At 67.3% G+C, this 20,876-nt stretch carries 20 protein-coding genes and 3 pseudogenes; 8 read left to right on the forward strand and 15 right to left on the reverse strand.

Translation table 11 applies throughout. The features are described from left to right. Positions 1 to 183 precede the first annotated feature (183 nt). The 9 genes and pseudogenes from ACFYWI_RS36185 to ACFYWI_RS36225 form a co-directional block, all read right to left on the reverse strand. A complete protein-coding gene (locus ACFYWI_RS36185; protein WP_389240040.1) occupies positions 184 to 750 on the reverse strand; it encodes a hypothetical protein in 567 nt (188 codons plus the stop codon). Between the two features lie 59 nt (positions 751 to 809). After that, complete coding sequence (locus ACFYWI_RS36190) at positions 810 to 2,798, reverse strand: trypsin-like serine protease (RefSeq protein ID WP_389240041.1); 1,989 nt, start codon at positions 2,796 to 2,798, stop codon at positions 810 to 812. 554 nt (positions 2,799 to 3,352) lie between these two features. Then, positions 3,353 to 3,984, reverse strand: a pseudogene (locus ACFYWI_RS36195) (HAD family hydrolase). A gap of 263 nt (positions 3,985 to 4,247) precedes the next feature. Beyond that, the gene (locus tag ACFYWI_RS36200; RefSeq protein ID WP_389240043.1) at positions 4,248 to 4,736 is read right to left on the reverse strand and encodes a tyrosine protein phosphatase; all 489 of its coding nucleotides are present in this window, start codon (positions 4,734 to 4,736) and stop codon (positions 4,248 to 4,250) included. Between the two features lie 45 nt (positions 4,737 to 4,781). Next, a complete protein-coding gene (locus tag ACFYWI_RS36205; protein WP_389240044.1) occupies positions 4,782 to 5,918 on the reverse strand; it encodes a tyrosine-type recombinase/integrase in 1,137 nt (378 codons plus the stop codon). 193 nt (positions 5,919 to 6,111) lie between these two features. Further along, positions 6,112 to 6,894 carry a hypothetical protein gene (locus tag ACFYWI_RS36210; RefSeq protein ID WP_389240045.1) on the reverse strand — a complete coding sequence of 261 codons (783 nt, stop codon included), beginning with the start codon at positions 6,892 to 6,894 and terminating at the stop codon, positions 6,112 to 6,114. A gap of 61 nt (positions 6,895 to 6,955) precedes the next feature. Continuing rightward, on the reverse strand, positions 6,956 to 8,071 hold the full coding sequence (locus tag ACFYWI_RS36215) for a tyrosine-type recombinase/integrase (protein WP_389240046.1): 1,116 nt from the start codon (positions 8,069 to 8,071) through the stop codon (positions 6,956 to 6,958). Between the two features lie 221 nt (positions 8,072 to 8,292). After that, on the reverse strand, positions 8,293 to 8,844 hold the full coding sequence (locus ACFYWI_RS36220) for an HAD domain-containing protein (RefSeq protein ID WP_389240047.1): 552 nt from the start codon (positions 8,842 to 8,844) through the stop codon (positions 8,293 to 8,295). A gap of 164 nt (positions 8,845 to 9,008) precedes the next feature. Next, complete coding sequence (locus ACFYWI_RS36225) at positions 9,009 to 9,377, reverse strand: hypothetical protein (RefSeq protein ID WP_389240048.1); 369 nt, start codon at positions 9,375 to 9,377, stop codon at positions 9,009 to 9,011. A 56-nt stretch (positions 9,378 to 9,433) separates the two neighbouring features. On the opposite strand from ACFYWI_RS36225, the gene ACFYWI_RS36230 reads away from it, so the two are divergent. Next, positions 9,434 to 9,676 carry a hypothetical protein gene (locus ACFYWI_RS36230; protein ID WP_389240050.1) on the forward strand — a complete coding sequence of 81 codons (243 nt, stop codon included), beginning with the start codon at positions 9,434 to 9,436 and terminating at the stop codon, positions 9,674 to 9,676. A gap of 16 nt (positions 9,677 to 9,692) precedes the next feature. After that, on the forward strand, positions 9,693 to 9,824 hold the full coding sequence (locus tag ACFYWI_RS36235; RefSeq protein ID WP_389240051.1) for a hypothetical protein: 132 nt from the start codon (positions 9,693 to 9,695) through the stop codon (positions 9,822 to 9,824). Positions 9,825 to 9,888: 64 nt separating this feature from the next. On the opposite strand, the gene ACFYWI_RS36240 is transcribed toward ACFYWI_RS36235, so the two are convergent. Continuing rightward, positions 9,889 to 10,734, reverse strand: a complete 846-nt coding sequence (locus tag ACFYWI_RS36240; RefSeq protein WP_389240052.1) for a DUF3626 domain-containing protein — start codon at positions 10,732 to 10,734, stop codon at positions 9,889 to 9,891. Between the two features lie 757 nt (positions 10,735 to 11,491). On the opposite strand from ACFYWI_RS36240, the gene ACFYWI_RS36245 reads away from it, so the two are divergent. Continuing rightward, positions 11,492 to 11,947, forward strand: coding sequence for a CbrC family protein (locus ACFYWI_RS36245; protein ID WP_389240053.1), 456 nt, complete (start codon positions 11,492 to 11,494; stop codon positions 11,945 to 11,947). Between the two features lie 316 nt (positions 11,948 to 12,263). Here the strand turns inward: ACFYWI_RS36245 and ACFYWI_RS36250 are convergent, their stop codons facing one another. Then, positions 12,264 to 12,704 carry a VOC family protein gene (locus ACFYWI_RS36250; RefSeq protein ID WP_389240054.1) on the reverse strand — a complete coding sequence of 147 codons (441 nt, stop codon included), beginning with the start codon at positions 12,702 to 12,704 and terminating at the stop codon, positions 12,264 to 12,266. Positions 12,705 to 14,007: 1,303 nt separating this feature from the next. On the opposite strand from ACFYWI_RS36250, the gene ACFYWI_RS36255 reads away from it, so the two are divergent. The 4 genes and pseudogenes from ACFYWI_RS36255 to ACFYWI_RS36270 form a co-directional block, all read left to right on the forward strand. After that, positions 14,008 to 14,364: a hypothetical protein gene (locus ACFYWI_RS36255; RefSeq protein ID WP_389240055.1), complete on the forward strand. Its 357-nt coding sequence runs from the start codon at positions 14,008 to 14,010 to the stop codon at positions 14,362 to 14,364. 29 nt (positions 14,365 to 14,393) lie between these two features. Beyond that, complete coding sequence (locus ACFYWI_RS36260; protein WP_389240056.1) at positions 14,394 to 14,891, forward strand: hypothetical protein; 498 nt, start codon at positions 14,394 to 14,396, stop codon at positions 14,889 to 14,891. 2 nt (positions 14,892 to 14,893) lie between these two features. Continuing rightward, positions 14,894 to 15,358, forward strand: a complete 465-nt coding sequence (locus tag ACFYWI_RS36265) for a hypothetical protein (protein ID WP_389240057.1) — start codon at positions 14,894 to 14,896, stop codon at positions 15,356 to 15,358. A gap of 49 nt (positions 15,359 to 15,407) precedes the next feature. After that, positions 15,408 to 15,650, forward strand: a pseudogene (locus ACFYWI_RS36270) (transposase); the annotation flags it as partial. Positions 15,651 to 15,785: 135 nt separating this feature from the next. Here ACFYWI_RS36270 and ACFYWI_RS36275 read toward each other — a convergent pair. Next, entirely contained in the window at positions 15,786 to 18,002 is a 2,217-nt protein-coding gene (locus ACFYWI_RS36275) for a hypothetical protein (RefSeq protein WP_389240058.1), read from the reverse strand. A 138-nt stretch (positions 18,003 to 18,140) separates the two neighbouring features. Here ACFYWI_RS36275 and ACFYWI_RS36280 point away from each other — a divergent pair, with 138 nt between their 5' ends. Further along, positions 18,141 to 19,271 carry a diguanylate cyclase domain-containing protein gene (locus ACFYWI_RS36280; RefSeq protein ID WP_389240060.1) on the forward strand — a complete coding sequence of 377 codons (1,131 nt, stop codon included), beginning with the start codon at positions 18,141 to 18,143 and terminating at the stop codon, positions 19,269 to 19,271. Here the strand turns inward: ACFYWI_RS36280 and ACFYWI_RS36285 are convergent. From ACFYWI_RS36285 to ACFYWI_RS36295, 3 genes and pseudogenes are all read right to left on the reverse strand, one after another. Further along, a complete protein-coding gene (locus ACFYWI_RS36285) occupies positions 19,265 to 19,894 on the reverse strand; it encodes a hypothetical protein (RefSeq protein ID WP_389240061.1) in 630 nt (209 codons plus the stop codon). The two genes, ACFYWI_RS36280 and ACFYWI_RS36285, sit on opposite strands and share 7 nt — an antisense overlap. A 137-nt stretch (positions 19,895 to 20,031) precedes the next feature. Further along, on the reverse strand, positions 20,032 to 20,412 hold the full coding sequence (locus ACFYWI_RS36290) for a transposase family protein (protein ID WP_389240063.1): 381 nt from the start codon (positions 20,410 to 20,412) through the stop codon (positions 20,032 to 20,034). Between the two features lie 5 nt (positions 20,413 to 20,417). Next, positions 20,418 to 20,780, reverse strand: a pseudogene (locus tag ACFYWI_RS36295) (hypothetical protein); the annotation flags it as partial. Positions 20,781 to 20,876 lie beyond the last annotated feature (96 nt).

Consider the following 20,876-nt stretch of genomic DNA (forward strand, 5'->3'; position numbering starts at 1 on the left):
CACACTTCGTGGGCAGCCGAACGACACGACAGCAAGATCAAGCGGCGCCGGAGCCTCGTGATGAGGGGCACGAGCCGGCAGCGGCCGGCGTTGAAGAGCATGGCCAAGCGCCGGCTGGCGCGGTCGGGCTGGTCCGGCACCGGCGCGGTCCGGCCGAGGGACCGCCTGCGCCGAGCGGTGCGGCTACGACCGCCGCCTGCTGCGGCGGAAGAAGAGGAACCCGCCGGCAGCGGCTGCGATGGTGACCGCAGCCGCTCCGGCCAGGATCCATGCCGGAGTGCCGGTTCCGCCGTCCTCGGCGGCGGAGTCCTCTGCCTGTTTGCCGGCGCCGGCGCAGTATGCGCGGTTGCCGGTATCCATGGCGGTCGTCACCGTCAACGTCGTGCGGCCGGTATCGTACTTCTCCCGCGCCTCCTTGCCCTTCTCTCCGGCCATCTGCACGGTGTAGGTGCCGGGTTCGATCCCGCAGCGCACCCTCGCCTTCCCGCGCGAGTAGAACCTTCCCTGCCTGATGACCACCGGCGCGACGAACGCCGGCGACTCGAGGGTGATGTACGCCCCGTCCCCGTCCTCGTCCGCGAAGACGAACGGGGCCTCCGTCGCGGCGACGTCGATCTCCGCCCCGCGCTGTGCGAGCCGGTTCCGGTTGATCTCGAGGCCGGATTCGTCGGCCGCTGCCGACGGGGAAGCCGCGAGGGCGAGCATGGCCGCGGCCAGACCCAGAGCAGTGGCGGCACGTGTGAAAGGCATGATCGGACTCGTCTCGGCTCGTGTTGCCCGGCGGCAGCGGCGTCCTCTGGGACCGGCAGCTACTTGGTCCTGGGCGGCACGAGGTTGCGTTCGGTGCCCAGTTTCGTGCCTGTGTCCCCGTACAGGGTGAGTTCCCCGTCGCTCCAGCGGACGATGAGGTCGTCGGGGTGACCGTTGCCGTTGTAGTTCCCCGCGGTCATGACCTCGGCGTGCTTCCACAGCGGATTAGGCGCCTCCATCTGCACCTCCTTGCCGAAGCCGGCGTCGCTCACGTCCGGGTACAGGCTGCGCTCTCCGTCGCTCCAGCGGATGATGACGTCCCAGTTGTCATTCCCCGTGAAGTCGCCGGAGGCCAGCAGCGTGGCGTGCTCCCAGAGGGCTTCCGGCTTACGCAGCTGCTTCTCCTTGCTGAACTTCACGGTGGCACTCACGTCCGTGTAGAGCGAGACCTCGCCGTCCTTCCAGCGCACCAGGACGTCATCGGTCCACTTGTTGGCGCTGAACCGGCCCGCGACCACCTGGGTGGCGTGCTTCCAGACCGAGTCCTTCGCCGCCAGCATCGTCTCCTTGGAGAACTTGGTGGTGGCGGACACATCGGCGTAGAGGCTGACTTCGCCGTCGGACCAGCGCACGATCAAGTCGGCCGTGTTGGAACCTGTGAAGTCACCCCCGGTGATCACCGTGGCGTGTTTCCAGAGGTCGTTCTTCGCCAGGAGCTGATTCTCTCCGCTGTAGCCGCCCTGGCCGTTGCCGCGGTACAGGGTGACCTCTCCGTCGGTCCACACCACGATGGTGTCGGCCTTGCCGTCGCCGGTGTAGTCGCCCGAGGCCATGAGCCTGGCGTGCTCCCACAGTTCGCCGGCGCCGCCTGAGTACGGCGAGTACGGCAGCGGGGGACGTTGCGGGGTCCGGTTGTTCACCGCATCGTCGTACAGCTTGAAGACCTCGTCGTCATAGAGAGGGCTGAAGGAGATCCGGTCGCTGTTGTTGAGGAGCCCGCCGCCGTTCCAGCCTCCGAGATTGCCGATCACGTCGCCGGTCTTCGTATTCTCGTCGAAGTTGGCGATCCAGGGGCTGCCGGAGGTGCCACCGTAGAACCCGCCGCATTCCATGCGCATCTGCTGGTACCCGGGCAGGCGGGTGGTCTTGGTCTTGCACTTGACCGCTTGGTCCTTGGGGGCGTCCTTGCTGTTGGGGTAGCCGATGACGGTGACCCAGTTCGCATATCCGGGGCTACGGGTCAGCCGGTTGGCGCCCGTGACCGATTCCACCTGGCGGCCGAGCTTGTCCGGCTTCACCGTGGCGAAGGCGAAGTCCAGGTCGGATCCCGGACCGACGTCCGTGTGCCGGGGATCCTTGAAGACGCGGTCGATCGCCCAGATGCCGTGTGGCTGTCCGGAGGCCGGCTTGTTGGTGCGGTACTGGGGTACGAACGCACGGTTGCTGTCGAGCCCGCAGTGCCCGGCGGTCAGAATGAGGTTGCCGCGGGTGCTGTGCACCACGCTCGCCGTACAACTGTGCGTCGCCAGATCCTTGCCGACGAAATAGAGCATGCCCACCGAGGGGACGCCCTCGTAGAACGGCTCTTCCGCCGCGGCAGCCCGGCCTTGGCGGGCCTTCGAGGTTTTCGAGTTCTTCGGCGGGGCCTGCGCGGGCGTCGTCTGCTGTGTGACGGCCTCCCCTTCTCCTTGCCCTTCCCCCTTGTCCTGGACAGGTGTCGCCGAGGCCATGCGCTCCGCAGTCCAGAACCGCGCGGCGTCCTCGCTGGTCCAGTTGCCGGTGTTGTCCTCCGGCTTGGCGGATGAGGATGCGGATGCGGACGGCGGCGGAGTCGACGCGTCCGTGGCGGGCGGACTGACCGCGGAGGTGGCCGAGGGGGTGACCTTGGGCAGCGGAGGCGGCTGAACGGCTTCGTCGGACTGGACCGCACCTGCGGTCGGCCGGGGCGACGTGGCATCCGGCGTGGGGCTGCCGGAGGCCGCGTACGCGCTTGTCGCCGAGGCCGCCAGAATGCTGCCTCCGATCCATATGGCGGCGAGTTTGGCCATACGAGAGGAACGCACAATTGCCTTTCGGGTACGAGGGCATGAGCAGACCGGCCTGCCGGTGGAATTCACGGCATGCCGGACGCGCGGCGAAGCTCGCCGCAAGGGGGGACTTCCGGGGACGCGTCAGCCAGTGACGCGCGCGGTGAAGGTGCTCCCGGCCGGGCCAAGGGCGGCGCTCGAAACGGCGAACGCCGGTGGTCCCGCCGCGGTCGCCGATGGCTTGAATACGGTTCGCATGAATCCCCCTGAAGTGAGGGGCGCCTCTGCGGGTCAGGCAGAAGAGCCCGTCTCGGTGGTCAGGCCGAGTTGATCAAGACCCTATGGTCAACGGCTTTTGCCTGTAAAGAAGTTGTGATGCCGCTCACGGGCCGGTTACCCGTTTCGTTCGGTCATTGCCCGCGCCGCCCGCGCCGCCACGGCTCGCCGCACCCCTGCAGCGGCCGGTGGCCGCCTCGCCTGCTTGCCCATGCCGCCATTTTGCCGGGCAAGCGGCCGGATGCCTCAGTGCCACCGCACAGGAAGTGCAATGGCCCGGCGAGGCCGACGGCCCCTGGTCAGGCTGCTGCCAGCAGTCTCGGAAGCTCACGCATGTCGTCGAAAACAACGGTGCCGGCTCCTTCGAGCCACTGGGCGGGGGTCAGGCCGCCGGCATAGCCGAAGGTGTGCATGCCTGCGTCGCGGGCCGCCTGTACACCGTACTGACTGTCCTCCGCCACTGCGTACCTGTCCGGGGCGACGCCCATCCGCTTCGCCGCGTGGAGGAAGAGATCCGGGGCCGGCTTGCCGCGCTCGACCTCGGTGGCGCTGAAGATGCGGCCCTCGAAGCGTGGATAGAGACCAGTGATCCCGAGAGTGAAGCGCATCTTGTCGTGGCTTCCGCTGGAAACGTGGCAGGTCGGGAGGTGCGCGAGTGCGCATCGGCGACGCCCTCCACAGGAGTCAACTCGGCTGCCAGAGCGTCACGGTAGAGAGACTCGACCTCTTGCTCCCAGTCGGCCGGAAGGCTGCGCCCGATGTGTGCCTCGATCTCCTCCATCATCGACTGGTTCGAGCGGCCTACGAACCGGTCGACGATTTCGGCTTCGGTGAGGCTCCACCCCAGCTCGGCCAGGGCGAGAGCGTCGACACGCACGGCTACACGCTCACTGAGCGGCTCACCACGAGCGAGGTCGAGCAACTCGAACAGGTCCGCCTCGCCTGCCCGGACATCGCCCGAGCCTGCGATCTGGCCCGAGTCTTCCGCGACCTGGTCCGCAAACGCCGAGGTCACCTGTTGCTGGACTGGATCCGCCAGGCCGAGAGTGATGGCCACGGACCCATACGCTCCTTCGCTGGCTTCCTCCGCCAGGACCTCGACGCTGTCACCGCCGGCCTCACCCTCGACTGGAGTTCGGGAATGGTGGAAGGTCACGTAAATCGCGTGATTCTGTGGAATCTGATTTGTCAACATTATGAAGGTCTGAGCAGTTCCATGGTCCAGTCTCGCTGCTCTGCGGTGTCCGGGACGGCAAGCCCGCGAGCTCGTTCCAGTTGGCGCCAGGCGGTGTTGGGATCGACGCCGTTGAGGATGAGGAGCGCGGCGGCCAGGAGGGATGAGCGTCCGATGCCGGCACGGCAGTGGGTGACGATGTGTGCGCCCTCGTCCAGTTGTTCGGCGAGTCTGCGCAGGGTGGGCAGGATCGTGGCGAGGTCGGGGACGGTGCGGTCGGGGATGGGTATCGCGACGAACCGAAGCCCTGCGGCCACAGCTGCCCGGGGCTCATCGGCGAGGCCGAGTTCGTCAAGCTCGGGTCGGGTGAGCGCGCAGACCAGAGTGTCAACACCGCAGAGGCTCAGCGCGGTCATCTCGTCCTCGAGCCAGTCATTGCCACGGGGTTTGGCCATGGTGCTGAGCCGTCCCGGGCCTGGGCGATCGACGGTGAAGAGGGTGGGTCGCATGTCAGCAGCACTTTCGGTCGCTGGGGTCAGATGGTGATCGGACGGTCAGTGGCAGGGGCAGCCGGGTTCGGCGCGGAGCTCGCTCGGAGTCGGGCCGGCTGGGGTGGCCACCTCAGCGAGGCGCTCGAGAAGACGGTCGAGGGCGCTCTGGCCGTCGTCGACGGCAGCGCGTTCTTCTTCGGTGAGTGGAATGCTCACGAGCATGTGCTGCAAGTTAGCTTTGGCTTCGAGGAGTTGAGACTGGGTCGAAGCCTTGGGCGTGTAGAAATCGCAGCGGGCGCATGCCATGCGGTGCTGGCATTGTTCGAAGAACGTATAGGAGCACAGGCCGTGCCCGAGATCGTAGTACTGCCACGGTTCACCGGAGGCCGCGGCCCCGGAGGCGACGGCATCGCGGTCGATGAGGACCTCAACGGTGCGGACGTTGCGGGCGAAGTACCCGGCCTCGGTGTATGCCTTGGTGAGGGTGTTCGGGGTGATCTTCGCGTAGTACTGCGTGGACTGGGGCGAGCGGTGTCCGAGCCAGGCTTGCAGCTCGAACAGGGTCATCGGTTCCTTGGCGTTGTAGAGCTGGCTGGCGATCGTGGACCGGGCCCGGTGGCTGGTGATATTCCCGCGGATATCGGCGGCCGGGACGCCGGCCTTGCGGCAGAGCATGGGGATGACCGTGTTGTTGATGTAGGCCGGGGATATTCGCCGGGCCCGGAAGGCGAACAGCAGGTCCACCTGCTCGGCGGTCCTGCGGTCGATGAATGCGGGCTGGGAGGGTCTGATGGTCTGCCAGGCGTCGATGGTCTGGCCGAGGATCGGGTCGACGGGCTTGGTGAACGCGGTGCCGGTCTTGTGGGTGGGGACGTCGAGCAGGCAGACCGCGTTGCGGGCCAGAACCTGCTGTGAGTCGCCGACGATGGTTGTCCCGTCGTGCTGCCAGCGGATGCAGCCGAGCCGAAGGCGGGCGATCTCGTCACTGCGCTGGCCACTGAACAGCCAGGTCAGCGTGACCGCGCGGACCAGCTCCAGCGGATAGAACAGGCCGGCCCGGGTCTGTGGAAGGTCTGCGGTCTCCAGGTTCAGCCCGGCCCACAGCAGCTTGGCCCAGATCTCGTCCGCGATCATCCTCGGGTTCGGGCCGAGCAGGGCGGCGATGCTGCGCGGGTGGCCAGAGCGCGTTGGGGGTCGCACCGCCGGGGCAACCATTCCCACTCCTGGCAGTCGCGGAAGAACGTTCGCAGCGCGGTGAGCTGGGTGGACTTGGTCGATGCTTCCAGCGGTTTCCCAATGCGGTCTTTCAGCCCGGCGAGGTCGGGGCGTTCGGCGGCGAGCCAGCGGCCGACCTTGAGCAGGTTGGAGCGGATGCTGCCGCGAACGCGGGGCGTCAGCGTCGAGGTGCTGTGCCACCGGTCGGCCCACCGGGCCAGATCTCCGGCCCGCCGGCCGCCGTCGCCGTGCGGCGGCCGGTGCCTGAGCTCGGCGGATCGCAGAACCCGAGGGAGGCCACCGCCCGCTGAAGGGCGTGCAGGGTGTTGAGACGCAGATCGGGGATCAGCTTCTCGCGGCGGATCCGCTCGAAGAGTGCAGTGGTGAGGTCGTCGACGTGGGGGCTGCGGTTGAGCAGGAACACCTGGCAGGCGACCATCGGCAGGAGCTTGTCGTCGTCCTGGCCGAGCTGGTAGCCCCACTCGGCGAGCACCGTGCGGATGCGGACGATCTCGCCGTTCACGCGATCGTGTCCGAACACTCGCCAGGCGAGTGTGAGCCGACTGAAGCTGCCGAGCCGGTGGAACTCGTTGAACCCGCCGAGGAGGTAGGCGTGCGCGGACAGGTAGGGACGCACGGCCTCGTCGGCCCAGGCCGGGGCATCGTTGCGGAAGCTCTTCTGGTCCTGGCCGATCACCTGCGTCCACTCCGCGGCGGTCCAGCCCCAGTAGGACCGGCCGACCCGTGCGCATCGCAGCAACAGCACGGCGACGGCGTCGTCCATGGCCCGGCGCCGGTGTGTAGTGGGCGGCGAGTCGAGCCCTGCGGTGACTGTGTCCAGCGGCCGCAGCAGCCGCTTGATCGCGCTCCAGCCGGGTGCCGAGGGGTCGTGGCGGCGAAGCCGCCGCAGGTTGTCCACGCCGAGCTCGCGGATGGCCCGCTCCTCCGAAGGCCGGAGCATGATCTTAGTGTCGTAGCGGAGAGGGTCGACGGGCGGGAGCCAGCATCCCGTGTCGCCGTCGTCAGCGAGCGCCACGGACGTCAGAGCCGTCACCGGGGCACCTCTGGGGTTCCGTGCTGGTGAGCATATTGATCCGCCAGGCATGAATGTGCTCCATGCCGCGGCTGAGCTTGTCGGCCAGGTCCCGGCCGGACAGGTGGATGTACTGGAGCGTCGAGTCGGTGTTGCGGTGGCCGGCGAAGGTGGCGATCGTGTGCAACTCCCAGCCCATCCGGGCCAGATCGGTCAGACAAAGATGCCGGGTGGTGTGCGTGGAGAACCGCGGGACACTGGCCTCCAGGGCGATCCGGCGTACCACCTTCGACCACGTCCACAGGCTCAGCGGCTGGGCGTGGTTGCGCCGGGACTCCGACAGGAACAGTGGCCCGCGAGCCCTGCTCAGAGTGGACCGGTGGGTGAGGTAGCCCGACAGCAGCACCCCGGTCGAGGCCGAGTACGGCACCATGCGCTCCAGCCGGTTCTTCGTCGTCTCCGCCCGCACCCGCAGCATGCGGCGGGCCGGGTCGAGGTCGTCGGTCCGCAGCGAGCAGAGCTCCTCGCGCCGCAGCGCGGCGTCGTAGGCCAGCGCCAGCATCACCCGGTTGCGGATCGGCTCATCCCTCGCGACCCGCAGAATGTCCAACCACTGCTGTTCGCTTGGGATCCACGGCAGCTTCGTCATCCGGGGCACCAAGCCGCGCTGCTGCCCGGACTGCCGGCGGCCGGGCGTGTAGCGTCCGCGTCCCGCCGGGTTGGATTCGCGCAGCCCCTCCTCCATGAGGAAGTCGTAGAACAACCGCACCGACACCAGACGCTGCTGGATCGTCGCGTTCGACAGTCCCGCCCCCGAGTCGATCGACACCACGTTCGCACCCCGCCGACTGGGCCGCGAAGTCAACTCCCGTACAAAGAGAGCAACATGAGCCCTATTCGCCGTCAGTGGATCGACGCCCTCCCGCTCACACACGAGCAGGTACTCAGCCAGCCCCCGCGAGTACGCATCGATCGTCCGAGGCGCACGTCCGAGGTCCGCCCACACCTGCAACCAGCCCACTGCTCGCTCATGCCGCCCCAACACCGGCCACTTCTCCGCCAGCACCACCGTGCCGCCCAACGCATCTCCCCAGTCCGCGGTCACACCAAGGGGACATGATCACCCCCGGCGAGATTCCACGTAACTGTAAAGACCCTCAAGAGAGCCATGTACGGCCGGGCCTCGTTCCGGCTTCTTCACACCCGGACCCTCACCCGACCATGAAGTTCACGGAACTCCAGACAGAGCCAGAATTCGAGATCCGCATCACGCCGACACTGCATTTCTGACTACGACTCGCCAGCTCACAGATCCGACATGCCGCTTCACCAGCTGCGCAACCAGTCGTCAAGAAGGATGAAATCTGCGTCGGTCAGCCCAAGACGAGGATCGACTCGGTGGAGCAGGGCCCGCTCGCCATGACGAGCGGCTATCCACGCCCGGTCTCTGTCAGTGATCTCATCGTCAACCCAGACGAACACCCGTCCTTCCGCCCAATCGAGGAGCGGACGCGTCTTCCAGTGCAGCCCTGCTCGCACGTCTCGCTCCTCGTCCTCGGATGGCTCCGGCCAATCCACCACGGGCAGCTCCGGCAGCCCGAGTCGTGGCGCGACGCACTCGTTCGCGTCAGCCATCCACGTAGTTGCCCAGATCAGGTCGCACGGAAGGGCCGCCAGTCTGGGTCCGTGTTCGGGATTGAGCCTGGCAAGAAGCGGGTTCGAGCCTGAGGCCGATGACTCGTGACCCACTCGGAACGTCGCAATTTCATGCGCATTCTGGTGCACCGATGCACCAAACGGGATGAGCGGTCCATCAACGTCGAGAAAGAGAACGGGGCGCGCTACGGAAGCAATCACTGCCGCAAGATAGCGGGTCATTTGCCGCAGTGGGCTTGCTCCCCCTCGGATGTGCTTCGCAGCGATCAACGGTTCGGCCAGGAACCACGTCCACAACAGCGCGCAGTATGCCATCGGCCTGGCCTCAAGCGGCTCTGACCAGCAAGCGCCAGCGTTCGATCGAGACCGTTGGCCAGGCCGCAGCCCTACAGGACCTTGGGCTCTTCAGTTACTGCGGCGGCCATCAGTGCCAGGAGGTTATCGCTCCAGCTGTCGGACTCTTTCGTCGCGACTTCGATGCCGCAACCGATACAGACAAGGTTGGGGCCGTCTTGACCAGCGGGCCCGCAGCAACCACCGAGGCGCCGAGGATCCGGGTGATGCGCAGTCCCAAAAACGTCGTCCGGGTGAAAGATCAGAAGGCTGGCATCGAAATTGCTCTTGAAGGTTCCTGAGGCCATCCGTGGCGGAGCGACTTCGTTGCCAGGCGGCCGCTCGGGACCTCTCAACGGTTCCCCTGGCATCACCTCGCTGGTTAGAGACTGCTGGCAGTGCACACAGCGAAAGATGGTCATATGGCTATTGTCCTCGCCCCGGGTGCCCGCTGAGATGAGCTGGATGTCAACGGTCAATGCTCGACCACGTCCACAACATCGCGCAGCACTCCGCCGGCCTCGCCGTCGAAACTTCCACCGTCTACACGCTGTGGCAGCTCACCGGCATCGTCGCCCTGGTCCTCGGCTACCTCTCCCGGAACAATGGCGTACGGGCGACCTGGACCGCGTGGGGCGCGGCCACCGTATGGATGATCTGGACGAACGCGCTGAATTGCATCGGAGGCAACATTGCGCACGGTGACGGCAACGCCGTTTGACCTGGTAGGAGGTGGTATGGCCGGGGAACTACCGCCGATCATCATCAGCGACCTCTTCGGCGTCCACAGGAACACCGCGAACCAGTGGGCGGCGCTCGCCCAGGACAGCTGGGCCGGCTACCTCGCGGCCCTCCGAGCTACCGAATGACGCCTTATCAGGTGATCCCTCGGCAGCCAACCGGTCCGGGACGGCCCCGAAATGGTGTTGCTGGTCAGCAGGTGGTGCGTTCTCCGAAGCGGGCCAGGCAGTGCCAGACCTTCTTGAGGGCCTGAAGGCCGTATCGGCCCGTGCGGGCGGCATCCCCGATGATCTTGGGATCAAGCCAGCCATTAACGGCGATCTCAGCACCCAGGTCAACGTACTCCTGTCCGCGGTAGCTTGAGTGACGTCGCAGGTCAGCCACGCTGAGCCGAAAACCTGGATGCCATTCGACCGGGCACGGGAGACGGTGAGCTGCGGATTCGACCTCTGTGCCGCAATAGCTGGGATCCAACACCAGCGCCTCTACGTCACAGTCGAACCTGACCGGTCCGTGAATCTGTGCCTCGATGTGACCGTCCAAAGCATCCAACGTGTCCGCCTCAGCAAGCTCGATGAGCGAGCAGCGGTCGGCTACGCCGAAGTCGGAAGGCTCGGTGGAACTGTCGGGGTAGCAGAACGTGGCGCGTCTGAGGGTCTCGGTGTTGAGTCTGAAATACGAGGAGCCAAACCGCGGTGCCCCACCGATCGGATCGCGGCGGTAGTTCAACGCACCGTACACGGGGCGCTGGTCAGCTGAGGCGTCGTCGTACGCGCCGCCGAAGATACGGCTCTCCCAACGCCACCGGTCTCCGCCAGGATGAGCGGTCAGACCACCGTTGCTCGTGCCTGTCGCGAACTGTGACCGGTAAACACCGTCTTCCGCCATCTGAGCCAGGATCAGACGGTCCCCCGCGGGACGATCGGGATGGAAGTGCATCGTCACCCGTAGGTCCCGAGCGAGCGGCTCTCCTCCGCGTGAAGCCGCGACATGCAGCAGAGCCTTCGCCTGAAGCGATACGGCGATGTCAGCACCCATGCGTTGAGTGTGCACGGACGGTCCTGCTCGACGCACGTCAGTTAGCGAGAACACCCGCAGCCTTGCACGCCGCCCATCGATCCCAGCATCAACCATGCGCGCCGAATAGCGCAGGGTTGGAACACTTCCTCTTCACCAGTAGACCACCCGCACACCAGCCGCCCCGTCGCCACGGACTCGCCTGGACCGCTCAGCGCGTTCGCGATGCACGGCCTGACCCTGCGCCGCCCCATCGCCCGTCCCGCGCGCCCCGCCGAGGCCACCGCCCGACCCGAGACCCACGTCCCGGTCCCGGCCGCGCCCGCCGACGACCACCCCCACAAGCCCGTTCCGGGACTGACCTTCCCGTCGCGCGCTGTGCCCGGCAGGGGCAGCGACGTGCGGAGGCCGAGGTCACGGCTGCGACGAGCAGCGCACGCCTCGCCCTGGCATCGGATCCTCCCGCGTCCATCCTCGCCGATCTCATAGGCACAAGCGTGAGCAACGCCGCGCGGTGGACCGGCTACTCAAGGAGGGACTGGTTCCACTACGTCGCCTACCGACAGCAGTCCTGAGTCCTCCGACGAGGAAACAGCGGCCGCAGAACCAGCGGTCTCCAGAGAACTCCGGACCGCCGCCAGGCCACCACGCACGTCGGCCGCCCCGGATCGTCGCGGGAGGGCAGTTATCTGACTGCACCAGTGAGCACCGACATGCCCGCCTTCCGCTACCACCCCGATCCGCTCGCCAGCGGGTCCATCCGCGAGAGCACCGAAACATGCGGTGCTGCAACCGCAACAGGGGGTGGATCTACACCGCGACCTTCTACACCGCCCAAGAGGTCAGCGGACGCTTCTGCCCCTGGTGCATCGCAGACGGCAGTGCCGCTGAACGGTTCGCCGGCGAGTTCACCGACTCCTACGGACTTGAAGGTGTCAGCGAAGAGACCCTGCACGAGGTCACCCGTCGCACGCCCGGCTTCCATGCCTCGCAGGATCCGCACTGGCTCGTCCACTGCCACGACGCGGCCGCCTTCATCAGCGAGGTCGGCTACCGCGAACTGGCAATCCACCCCGAGGTCCTCGACCAGCTCAGGCACGACCTGCGCATGGATGGCTGGCGCGATGCAGCCAAACTTGAGCAGTTCCTGACCCACCTCGGTGAGGGGGCCACCGCCATGCTCTTCCGCTGCACCATCTGCGGCACGCACCTCGCCTACGTCGACGCCTCGTAACCCGCCACCCAGCCTGCTGCCCGCGATATCGAAGCGATCGTCCCATCAAAGGAATCGCGCTCAAATTCGATGGTTCTCCAGACACTCAGATGTGTCTCACCTACTGGTGCCGTCGTTTCAGGAGCCTGTGCGCGAGGGTGGCCACGGGAGTTTGGGCGCGTTCTTCGTCGTACACATGACGATGTGCGACCCGTTCCAGGTGAAGGCGATCGGTACGTTGCGGGGTTCCGTCCTTGGCGACGTAGGCCAGGCGGGCTGATCGGGCGGTTCAGAACCTCGATGATCTCGTTCGGCTGCATGGTTCGGTTTCTCCTTCTCAGCGCAGTTGCTCGGCCAGTCCGACGATGATGCCCTCCGGGCCGCGGATGTAGCAGAGCAGATAGCTGTCCTCGAACCGGGCGATCTTGCCGACGAGTTCGGCGCCGTGAGGGCGCAGGCGGGCAACGGTGTCCTCGATGTCGTCGACGGCGAACATGACGCGGTGCGTGCCCAGAATGTTGTGCGGCCGGTTGCGCGGCCCGGCGCTGATCACCGCGGGGCTGCGGTACTTCGCCAGCTCGAGCCGGCTGTGACCGTCCGGGGTCCGGACCATCGCGATGTCACAGCGGACGCCCTCGAGTCCGGTGCACTGGTCGGCGAAGAGGCCTTCGATCTCCGCCCTGCCCTCCAGCTCCATACCGAGTTCCACGAAGAACGCGATGGCGGCATCCATGTCCTCGACGACGATGCCGACGTTGTCCATCCGCTGAATCGCCATGCTGGTTTCTCCTTCTTCCTCGTGCGGCCGGTGGTGGCCGCTGATGTCCCTGGGACGGAGCCGGTGGCACGTTCTCGACATCCTCAGACCGCCGAACTCCGAAAAATCCGGATCGTGCCTCAGCACTGCTACAGCAGACCCGCGAGCCAGGCGCCACCGCCGAGGGTGAGTGCGGCGCAGGTGGCCGCCCCTATGAAGACGATCAGCCGCAGCGTGCCGTCCCCGCTTTTCAATGCTTCCTCGACGATTCGCAGCGTGCGCGCTTGAGCATTGCGCCTCCCCAATTAATTCACGGTGCCGGGTCACCCTTGGCGGGTGGAGTTCCCCGTGCCGCTCGCCCTCGCCGCACCCGTCCGGGCCCCGCCGCGCGGCGCCGGCGCGAGCTGGGGGCCGCGCTGACCTCCGGCGGGCCCGAGCATCCATGGACGGGAATGCAGATCAGCGCTGGATGGGGCTCTGGGAACAAGCTCCGGTACGTCACCGTCCAGCCGAACCTCGTCGCCGAGGTACGCGCTGGCACACCGGTAGACCGCGGCACCCAGTGCGCTACCTGCGTATTCGGGATGAACTCACCCCTGGCGACATCGCGGCGGCGGGGTGACCGATGCGTCGGCGCCTGATGTCTCATGAGACATCAGGACGTCTGGAGAACGACGGCCAAGGGCGCCGACCCTAATTCAGTAGTTCGGAGAAGCTGCCTGGAGTGCCACGACGGCTCGTATGGTGACCCGCGAGCAGGTGACCCGCGACCATGGGCTTCAGGTCCTCACTGTCGTGGACGTTGGCAGCCGTCTGGCTGGAGGCGGCCGCCGTCTCCGACGAGCGCCTCGCCGAACTGCTGCCTGCCGCCCTCGACGCGGTGGTCCACCGGCGCCTCGGCACGTCCCGCCGCGTCTGGGAACACCCCCGCCGCCAGTGCCTTTGCCCCGCGAGGGGACACCTCGGCCGGTCCGGTCGCAGCTGTGAACACCCCCGCCGCGCTCGTCCGCAGCCGCCGAGGAGCGGCCACGCTCCGGCCGCGTGTCCTGGCGGACACGCGTGGCCACGGCAAAGACGTACGCCGACCTCTTCCACGCGACCGCGGAAGGATCGCTGACCAAGGGGCGGCTGACGCTCTCCGGGATTACCGACGTCTAGGGGGGAGCCAGGGCCACCGGGAACATCGGTGTCACCGACAAGGGCTTCATCGCCAAGGCCGAGGCGTCCGCGGGGGTAGGCGGAGGGCCGGGCCGAATACGGGCATGTCACTGGCTACGGGCGGACTGAGGGATTCGCCGGTGCCGAGGGTCAGCTCAGCGCCAAGGTGACCAAGGAGGAGGTCACCGTCGGAGCGAAGGGGTTCGCCGGGGCGAAGGGCAGCGTCGCCGGGGGTGCGGAGGTTGCCGGGATCGGCGTCGGCGTGACGGGCGAGGCGTGGGCCGGTCCTGGTGCGGAGGCCTGGTGGGGCTACAAGAAGGACGAGGAGACCGGCGTGTGGAAGCTCGGCGGCAAGGCAGGCGGCTCCCCCGCCCTCGGTGGGGCAGTGGGATTGGAGATCACCGTCGATCCGGACAAGGTGGCCAAGGCAGCCGGTGACGTGGCCGACCTCGTGGGCGACACTGCGGACACGGTCGGCGACGCCGCCGGCTCCGTCAAGGACGCCGTCACCAGCTGGTTCTGATGCATCATTCCCGTGAAAGGAGGCCCGAGATGCCCGCGACACTGCCGGTGCCGATCGAATTTCGCCTGCCGGAGGGCTGGCTCCCGGCTGCTCCGGACGGGGTCGACGCCCCGGGTGTGGCCTTCGCAGCGGTGCTTCCGCAGCCGGAAGCCGGGTTCGCCCCCAACATCACCATCGACGGCGACTACCTGCCGGATGCGGTGACGCCGGCCGGGATCGCCGACGAGTCGGTGGAGCGCCTGCGCGAGGTCGCCGCGTCGGTGGTGGTGGCCCACCGGCGCGAGGCCGGCTCCGCGGACGCGCCCGCCCTGACACAGCGGTTGACCTTTTCGGGCTTCGTGGGGGACGTGCGCCTCGACCTCGTCCGGTCCCAGGTGTACCTGTCCATGTCGGACGTCGAGGATCCGCACAAGCGCGCGGTGATCCGGCTGGCTCTGACCGCCACCGCGGCCCAGCACGACAGCGTCCTGGGTGACTTCCAGGAGTTCGTGCGCTCGGTTCGCCCGGACACCGGGGCGGGGATCTGACGATGGGCCGACTCTGGGACAAAATGGTCGGCACCAGGTATCCCGACAGCGGTGTCACACCGCTGCCCGCCGTGGAGGTCCGGGCTGCGCTGCTCGCGCTCAACGGGCCGGAGGTGCCGTTCGTCGTGCGTAATGGCACCCCGAAGGAACGTGCCGACCTGGTGGCGGAGTGCCGGCTCCAGAGTCTGGGCGTGACCCTCAAGACCCGGATACGCCTGGTCCCGGCGAAGGGTGAGGTGCGTGCCCTCGACGAGCGGTGGGAGTCGTCGCCCGAGTATTCCCGTGGGCAGTACTCCCGTGGGCAAGGGCCGGCGGTGTACCGGCAGTGGGAGTACGAGCGGGGGTCGGACGGCCGCCGGCACAAGGTCGAGACGTTCCGCTTCGACACGAGGGATATGAAAGATCCCCTGCGGAATGCGGTCCTCGAAGCGGGATGGACCTGGCGCGGAGTGCTGTTCAGGCTGTGACCGGCCGGTGAGCCACGAGGGCCGAGTGAAGGACTTCGTGGCCCGCGATCAACTGTCTTGCGGCACCGACACGTTCATGGCCACCGGCCGACTCAAGCACGACGAATAGGTCCCACCCGCACCCCGCGGACGCATCCCCAAGGACGCCACCCTGAAGGAACGCATGGCCCGCAAGCTGCGGACCAAACCCGGCAAGGCCGCCTACAGCCGCCGCAAGGCCATCGTCGAACCTGTCTTCGGCCAGATCATGACCTGCCACAACGGCCGCCCACTCCTCCTGCGCGGCGAGAACGGACATTCCAGCCAAGGACCCCTGCCCCTGGCAGGCTGAGACCCCAGGGCCGCCGCCCCACACACCGCCGGGCGACCGCAATCGATCACGCCGATCACGACCGCCCGGCCAATTGCCCGTTACTGAGACACGCTCCTAGGCGCAGCCGTCGCGCGTGCACCTCGCCGTGTCCAGGACCCGGGGGTCCCCACCGGTGACCGGCTCCAGGTAGGTGATGTCGACGTACCCGGCGCCGCCCTCCACGTCCGAGAGGTCGATCGTGCCGGCGAAAGGCCGGGTGTTGTCCGCCTCCATTCCGACGCACAGCGGACTGGAATAGGCGCGCCGGTCGACCCCGGACGCGATGGCAGCGAGTCCGACGTAGCGGCAGCCCGTGGCGACATGGTTGTTGCCCGAGAAGCTGACGGACCGTTCGAGCCAGGTCACCCTGCCGGTGGCGACGCTGTTGCCGTAGGCGACCCGGAACTCGGTGATCGGGTCACGGTCCTCGGTGGTGTAGCACCGCACCCGGGTGCAGGTCGCCGTCTCCTTGGTCGAGTAGGTGAGACCGCCGTCCTCGGACACCCAGTACGTCACCTGCACATTGCTCGGACCGCCCGGCAGGTCGATGGCGACGGTGCCATTGAACGGCCGGGTGTTGTCGGCCTCCATGCCGACGCACAGCGGGCTGGAGGTGCGCCGGTCGCTGGTCCCGTTCGGAGCCGAGGCGATCACTTCGACGTACCGGCAGCCGCTGGCAACATGGTTGTTGCCCGAGAAGACCGCGCTGCGCTCCGACCAGTTCAGCTCGCCGACCGCGTAACTCTGGCCGTGGGCGACCCGGAAGTTCGGGGTGGGCTCCTGGTAGCTGGTGTAGGCACAACCGTTGCGGCTGCAGAGCATGGTGTACTTCGGCGTCGTGGGCTCCGATCCGTCGTCCGACGCCAGATAGGCGACTTGGACGCGGTTGGGGCCGCCGGGCACGTCGATGGTCACCGTGCCGGAGAAGGGTCTGTCTCCCGTTCCAGCGCATAGCTTGGACGTCGTTGCGACATCCGTGAGCCCGTTCGGCGTCATCGCGATGATCTCGACCTTGCGGCAGCCGCTGACGACATGGTTGGTCCCCGCGAAGGTGACGCTGCGGGATCCCCAGTTCAGCGTGCCGTTGTCGACGCCGCTGTTGCCATGGGCCAGCTGGAACTTCCGCACCGTGCCGGGCTCGGAGAGGTCGGGCTGCAGCTGGGATTCCGACACCATGTCGAAGACGCCCCAGTAGTAGCCGCTCCACTCTTCCGTGGCATCCTGCGGATCTCTGGTCTCCACGTGCGTGAAGGCCTCCACGCCCACCCAGCCCTGGAAACGTCCGGCGTCGTCGATGACCTGGAGCATGGGCCGGGGATGCGAGTTGTACGTGTAGCACGTCTTGCCGCTTTGACCGAGGAGCGATTCGCACCAGTACTCCTCGGTGTTCTGCCGACCGGTGCCCATCTCGGCCAAGTAACGGACCCGGTTCTTGGAGTTGTTGCCGCCCTGCGGCTGGCAGCTGGTGCCCGGCTGGAGATAGCCCATGCACTGGGCGTCGCCCGCGCAAGCCTGCCACGGCTTCCCCGCGTTGGTGGCGCCGGCGCCCTCGCCACTGAACGTCCAGTCGCCGCCCGTCCCCTCACGGCGCACCACACCGCCGTTGGCGGTGATGAAGGAACCCTTGTACTTCTCCGTGCTGTACTCATCGTCGGTGAGCAGCTGCTCCATGGGCACACGGCTCGACGTGCTGGCGTTGGAGCCGTACGCAATCCCGAAAGTGGCTCCGTAGTTGGAGAACGGGTCGATGGGCCCGGGGACGGTGGCATCGAACTGCTCGGCGTAGTAGTTCGAGCTGCGCATCCGGGCCACGCCCCCGCCGGCCAGCTGCGCCGACTCCAGGATCCAGGACTCGGTCAGCGGATTGTCGAGGGCGGCCCCGGACTTGTCCTTGGTCCACGTCACGACCACACGGCCCCCAGGCGCGTGCGCGTACGTCCCCTTGAAGCCCTGGCCGGGGCCGCTGCCGAAGCCCTTGACGGTCCGGACGTCGCACGTGGGAACGGGAGCACCGCAGTTCGCGTCGGTGACGGCGGGGACGCGGACCGGCTGATCCCGCTGGTTCCAGGTCCAGAAGTCGGTCGTGACCGTGCCGCCCGCCTGGAAGGTGTAGTACCCCAGCCGCACCCAGTTCCGGTAGTTGTTGTTGCCCGGGATGTCGAGGCCACCGACGGAGACAACCCAGTTCGCCTTGCCGCCCGGGAGCGTCGGGGCGGCCTGTGCCGCGGTCGGCGTCGGGGCGGCTTGGGCCGCCGTCGGCGCCACCAGCAGGCTCGCCAGGAGTCCGAGCATGCCGAACAGGACCGCCGTACATCTTCGCAGAACACCTCTGTGCGTTCTGTGTCCCATAATCCCCTACTCTTCCCGCACTTGATCGGGAAATTACCTCCCGTGATCACATGTGCGCTCGCATCGTAGGGGACGGATGCGATGCTCGTGGGTCGGCGGCCATCGCCGGCCCTCAGAGCGATCCGGGTGCTGTGGGACAAGGTCCGAGCGGCAACCGTGATCTCGAAGACCGAGCGGCCCGTGTCCGCTGTGGTCGCCTACCTTCACCCAGTGCTGCGGGGCTGGGCCGTGTACTTCCGCAACGGGAACTCCGGGCGGAAGTTCAGCGTGGTCGACAGCTACCTCCACGAACAGCTGGCGATCTTCACCAGCCGAAAACACGGACAAGCGGGCCGGAACTGGGTCACTCGCAATACCTGCGGGTGGATCACTCGGCTCGGGGTCCACCGCCTGACAGGACATGTGCACAGGGCGACGGCGACGCAGGCCAGTCGGTGCAATGCCGGAGAGCCGTGTGCGGAGCATGCCCGGTCTGAAGCGGCGGGGACTGGAACCGGAGCATCAGCCACCGCGCCAGTCCCCGACCTACTAGCCGGTCCAACCCGCTCTCAAAACGCGATAGTTCGAGGCTTCACGCGCGGGTTCCTGCGCAGATGCGTCCAGGATTCCGCGAACCCGCGCGCTTCCGGCCTGGACCACTTCAAGGCGGTCAACGACTCGCTTGGCCACGCGGTCGGAGACGTGGTGCTGACCGCCACGGCCGCCCGGCTCACCGCATGGGCCGGGCCCCGCGCGGCCATCGGCCGCCTCGGCGGAGACGAGTTCGCGATCGTGCTACACCTGCCGCACGGCCGCCGTGAGGTTCGCCTCGCGCAGTTGGTGGGGATGCTGCATGCCCCGGTAGCCCTCGATGGCGGCCAAGCCGTCGACGTTGCCGCCTCAGTTGGCGCCACCACGCCGGACGTGATGGGACCCGCGACCTGCCCGTCCGGCAGCGTGCCGCCGACGCCGCCCTCTACGACGGCAAGCACGGTGGCCGCGCGGTCCTCGCGACGCCGGAGCACACCCTGGTGCCGTCCATCAACGACCGCCGGTCCGGCCGCCCCGGCACCGCTGCTTGGGGCCGCGCCGCATGAACCGGCGCTCCGGGCCCGCCAGGCCGGATCCGCCCGCCAGGCCGGTCCACCTCCTGGACTGGCACGACGGCGAGCACTTCGCCTGGCCCGCGGCCTGCACGCCGGGCTCCGATCACGCCAAGCTGATGGTCACTGATTCCGCTTTCCTGGCGTGAACGGGCCGGACACGGGGGCTACACATTTGTCGACGACGGTCTTCTCGCCGGCCGCCGAGCCCTCCAAGCAGAGCCGTCCGCCCTTGTCACGCAGGTCGAGGAAGAACCGTGTGGTCGCACCCGACTGCTTCAGGTCGTGGATGCGCTCGTCTACGTAGCCGAGGTCGTTCAGGATCGTCCTGACCTTGGCGGGGGTGGGATCCATCAGATCCCAGAGCGCCTGGGCGATGCGCTCCTCATGGAGGTTGCTCGCGCACCAGTCGCGAGCATTCAACTCCACTTCCGGCCCCGCCGTGGGGGCGATGGGCTCGATCGGGTTGCTCGGCGGTGTCACACCGGGCGGCAGTGTCTTCGCCGGACCGGTCGGCGGCGCCTCTGGCGGGGCGCTCGGGGGGCACGACTCCTCGACCTTGTCCAGTATCTCCGTGAGGCTGGGCCGGGCCTCGGCGGTGTCAGCGGGCTTGCTTTGCAGTCCACCGGCACTTGTCTTCTCGGTGCCGCAGGCGGCGAGCGCCACAGCGGCAAGAGCTGTTATCGCGAGCGTGTGCCATGGGCGGCGCGGGGAGCGGGCAACCGTGCTGGTCAGGGCAGAAGTTCGTCTCATGCGCCAAGTCTGTGATCAAGCCGCCCCCTGCACGTGAGTACGCGTGCTCACGTGCGTAGGGGTACTCGCTCAAACTTCGATGAGACGTGATCAAGCTTCAGTGAGCCAAGACAAGCAGACTAAGGGCGTGCAGATCTTTAACTCGTCTTTTTGACCTTGGTTTGGGTGGGGTCGGAAGCGAGGAACGTCACGACGTCGGCTGGTGTGCGGAGGCGGGCGGTTGAGGTGTTGATGTGGTGGCCGTGTGCTTCCAGGAGTGGGCGGACTTCCTGTTTCGCGCGGCTGATGGTCATGGCGGTGACGCCGAAGAGTTGGCCGAGGAGGTCCATGTTGGCGAGTTTATGCAGGTGGAGCACGGTGGCCAGGATCCGGTCGGCTGGGGTGAGCTTGGCTTTGGCTCCTGTACCGGGGGCTACCAGTCGCTCGTGACCGCGACGTGTGCGGAGCACTTGCTCGCGTTGAACCTCCAGCGCGGGAGTCAGGGTGTTGATGAGTTCGCTGAGCTGTTGGCGGGTCATCCCGGTCAGCTCGGGGTCTGCAGCGAACGCTGTGTGAGGCGATGCGGTCTGCTCGCCGGGGCCTGGTCTGACGTGATGTTGGTCGCTGTCGCGTCCAGCGGATGCTGGGGGTGGAGGGTGTAGTTCCAGTCGCCGTGGAAGCGGTGCCTGGTGAGGGGCAGGGCGGCGATCTCGTCGTCGCTGACCTGGATGCCGGTGGGGTACTGGGTGGTGTCGAGTTCGGCGTGCACGGTCAGGCCGGTCTTGGTGGTGGTCGCGGCGATGCTCTCGACGATGACTTCGTGGCTGGTCAGGTGCCTTCCACGCCAGTTCGCGGTGATGTGGCAGAACATCCGGTGTTCGATCTTGTTCCACTTCGATGTTCCGGGTCAATGCCGTTGCTTGAGCAGGGCAAGTAGTTCGAGGTGACGTTGAGGGCACGGGGTCGTTGGACCCGGCATGCATCCGTGGGTGGGGATATCCGA

This window comes from Streptomyces sp. NPDC002889 (genome assembly GCF_042888425.1).
Lineage (GTDB): Bacteria > Actinomycetota > Actinomycetes > Streptomycetales > Streptomycetaceae > Streptomyces.

Excerpts from the sequence above, each read along its gene's own strand:
- ACFYWI_RS36185 (WP_389240040.1), bottom strand. The coding sequence starts at position 750 with ATGCCTTTCACACGTGCCGCCACTGCTCTGGGTCTGGCCGCGGCCATG.
- ACFYWI_RS36190 (WP_389240041.1), bottom strand. The coding sequence starts at position 2,798 with ATGGCCAAACTCGCCGCCATATGGATCGGAGGCAGCATTCTGGCGGCC.
- ACFYWI_RS36200 (WP_389240043.1), bottom strand. The coding sequence starts at position 4,736 with ATGCGACCCACCCTCTTCACCGTCGATCGCCCAGGCCCGGGACGGCTC.
- ACFYWI_RS36210 (WP_389240045.1), bottom strand. The coding sequence starts at position 6,894 with ATGCTCCGGCCTTCGGAGGAGCGGGCCATCCGCGAGCTCGGCGTGGAC.
- ACFYWI_RS36220 (WP_389240047.1), bottom strand. The coding sequence starts at position 8,844 with ATGACCCGCTATCTTGCGGCAGTGATTGCTTCCGTAGCGCGCCCCGTT.
- ACFYWI_RS36225 (WP_389240048.1), bottom strand. The coding sequence starts at position 9,377 with ATGACCATCTTTCGCTGTGTGCACTGCCAGCAGTCTCTAACCAGCGAG.
- ACFYWI_RS36230 (WP_389240050.1), top strand. The coding sequence starts at position 9,434 with ATGCTCGACCACGTCCACAACATCGCGCAGCACTCCGCCGGCCTCGCC.
- ACFYWI_RS36235 (WP_389240051.1), top strand. The coding sequence starts at position 9,693 with ATGGCCGGGGAACTACCGCCGATCATCATCAGCGACCTCTTCGGCGTC.
- ACFYWI_RS36240 (WP_389240052.1), bottom strand. The coding sequence starts at position 10,734 with ATGGGTGCTGACATCGCCGTATCGCTTCAGGCGAAGGCTCTGCTGCAT.
- ACFYWI_RS36245 (WP_389240053.1), top strand. The coding sequence starts at position 11,492 with ATGCGGTGCTGCAACCGCAACAGGGGGTGGATCTACACCGCGACCTTC.
- ACFYWI_RS36250 (WP_389240054.1), bottom strand. The coding sequence starts at position 12,704 with ATGGCGATTCAGCGGATGGACAACGTCGGCATCGTCGTCGAGGACATG.
- ACFYWI_RS36260 (WP_389240056.1), top strand. The coding sequence starts at position 14,394 with ATGCCCGCGACACTGCCGGTGCCGATCGAATTTCGCCTGCCGGAGGGC.
- ACFYWI_RS36265 (WP_389240057.1), top strand. The coding sequence starts at position 14,894 with ATGGGCCGACTCTGGGACAAAATGGTCGGCACCAGGTATCCCGACAGC.
- ACFYWI_RS36275 (WP_389240058.1), bottom strand. The coding sequence starts at position 18,002 with ATGCTCGGACTCCTGGCGAGCCTGCTGGTGGCGCCGACGGCGGCCCAA.
- ACFYWI_RS36280 (WP_389240060.1), top strand. The coding sequence starts at position 18,141 with ATGCTCGTGGGTCGGCGGCCATCGCCGGCCCTCAGAGCGATCCGGGTG.
- ACFYWI_RS36285 (WP_389240061.1), bottom strand. The coding sequence starts at position 19,894 with ATGAGACGAACTTCTGCCCTGACCAGCACGGTTGCCCGCTCCCCGCGC.
- ACFYWI_RS36290 (WP_389240063.1), bottom strand. The coding sequence starts at position 20,412 with ATGACCCGCCAACAGCTCAGCGAACTCATCAACACCCTGACTCCCGCG.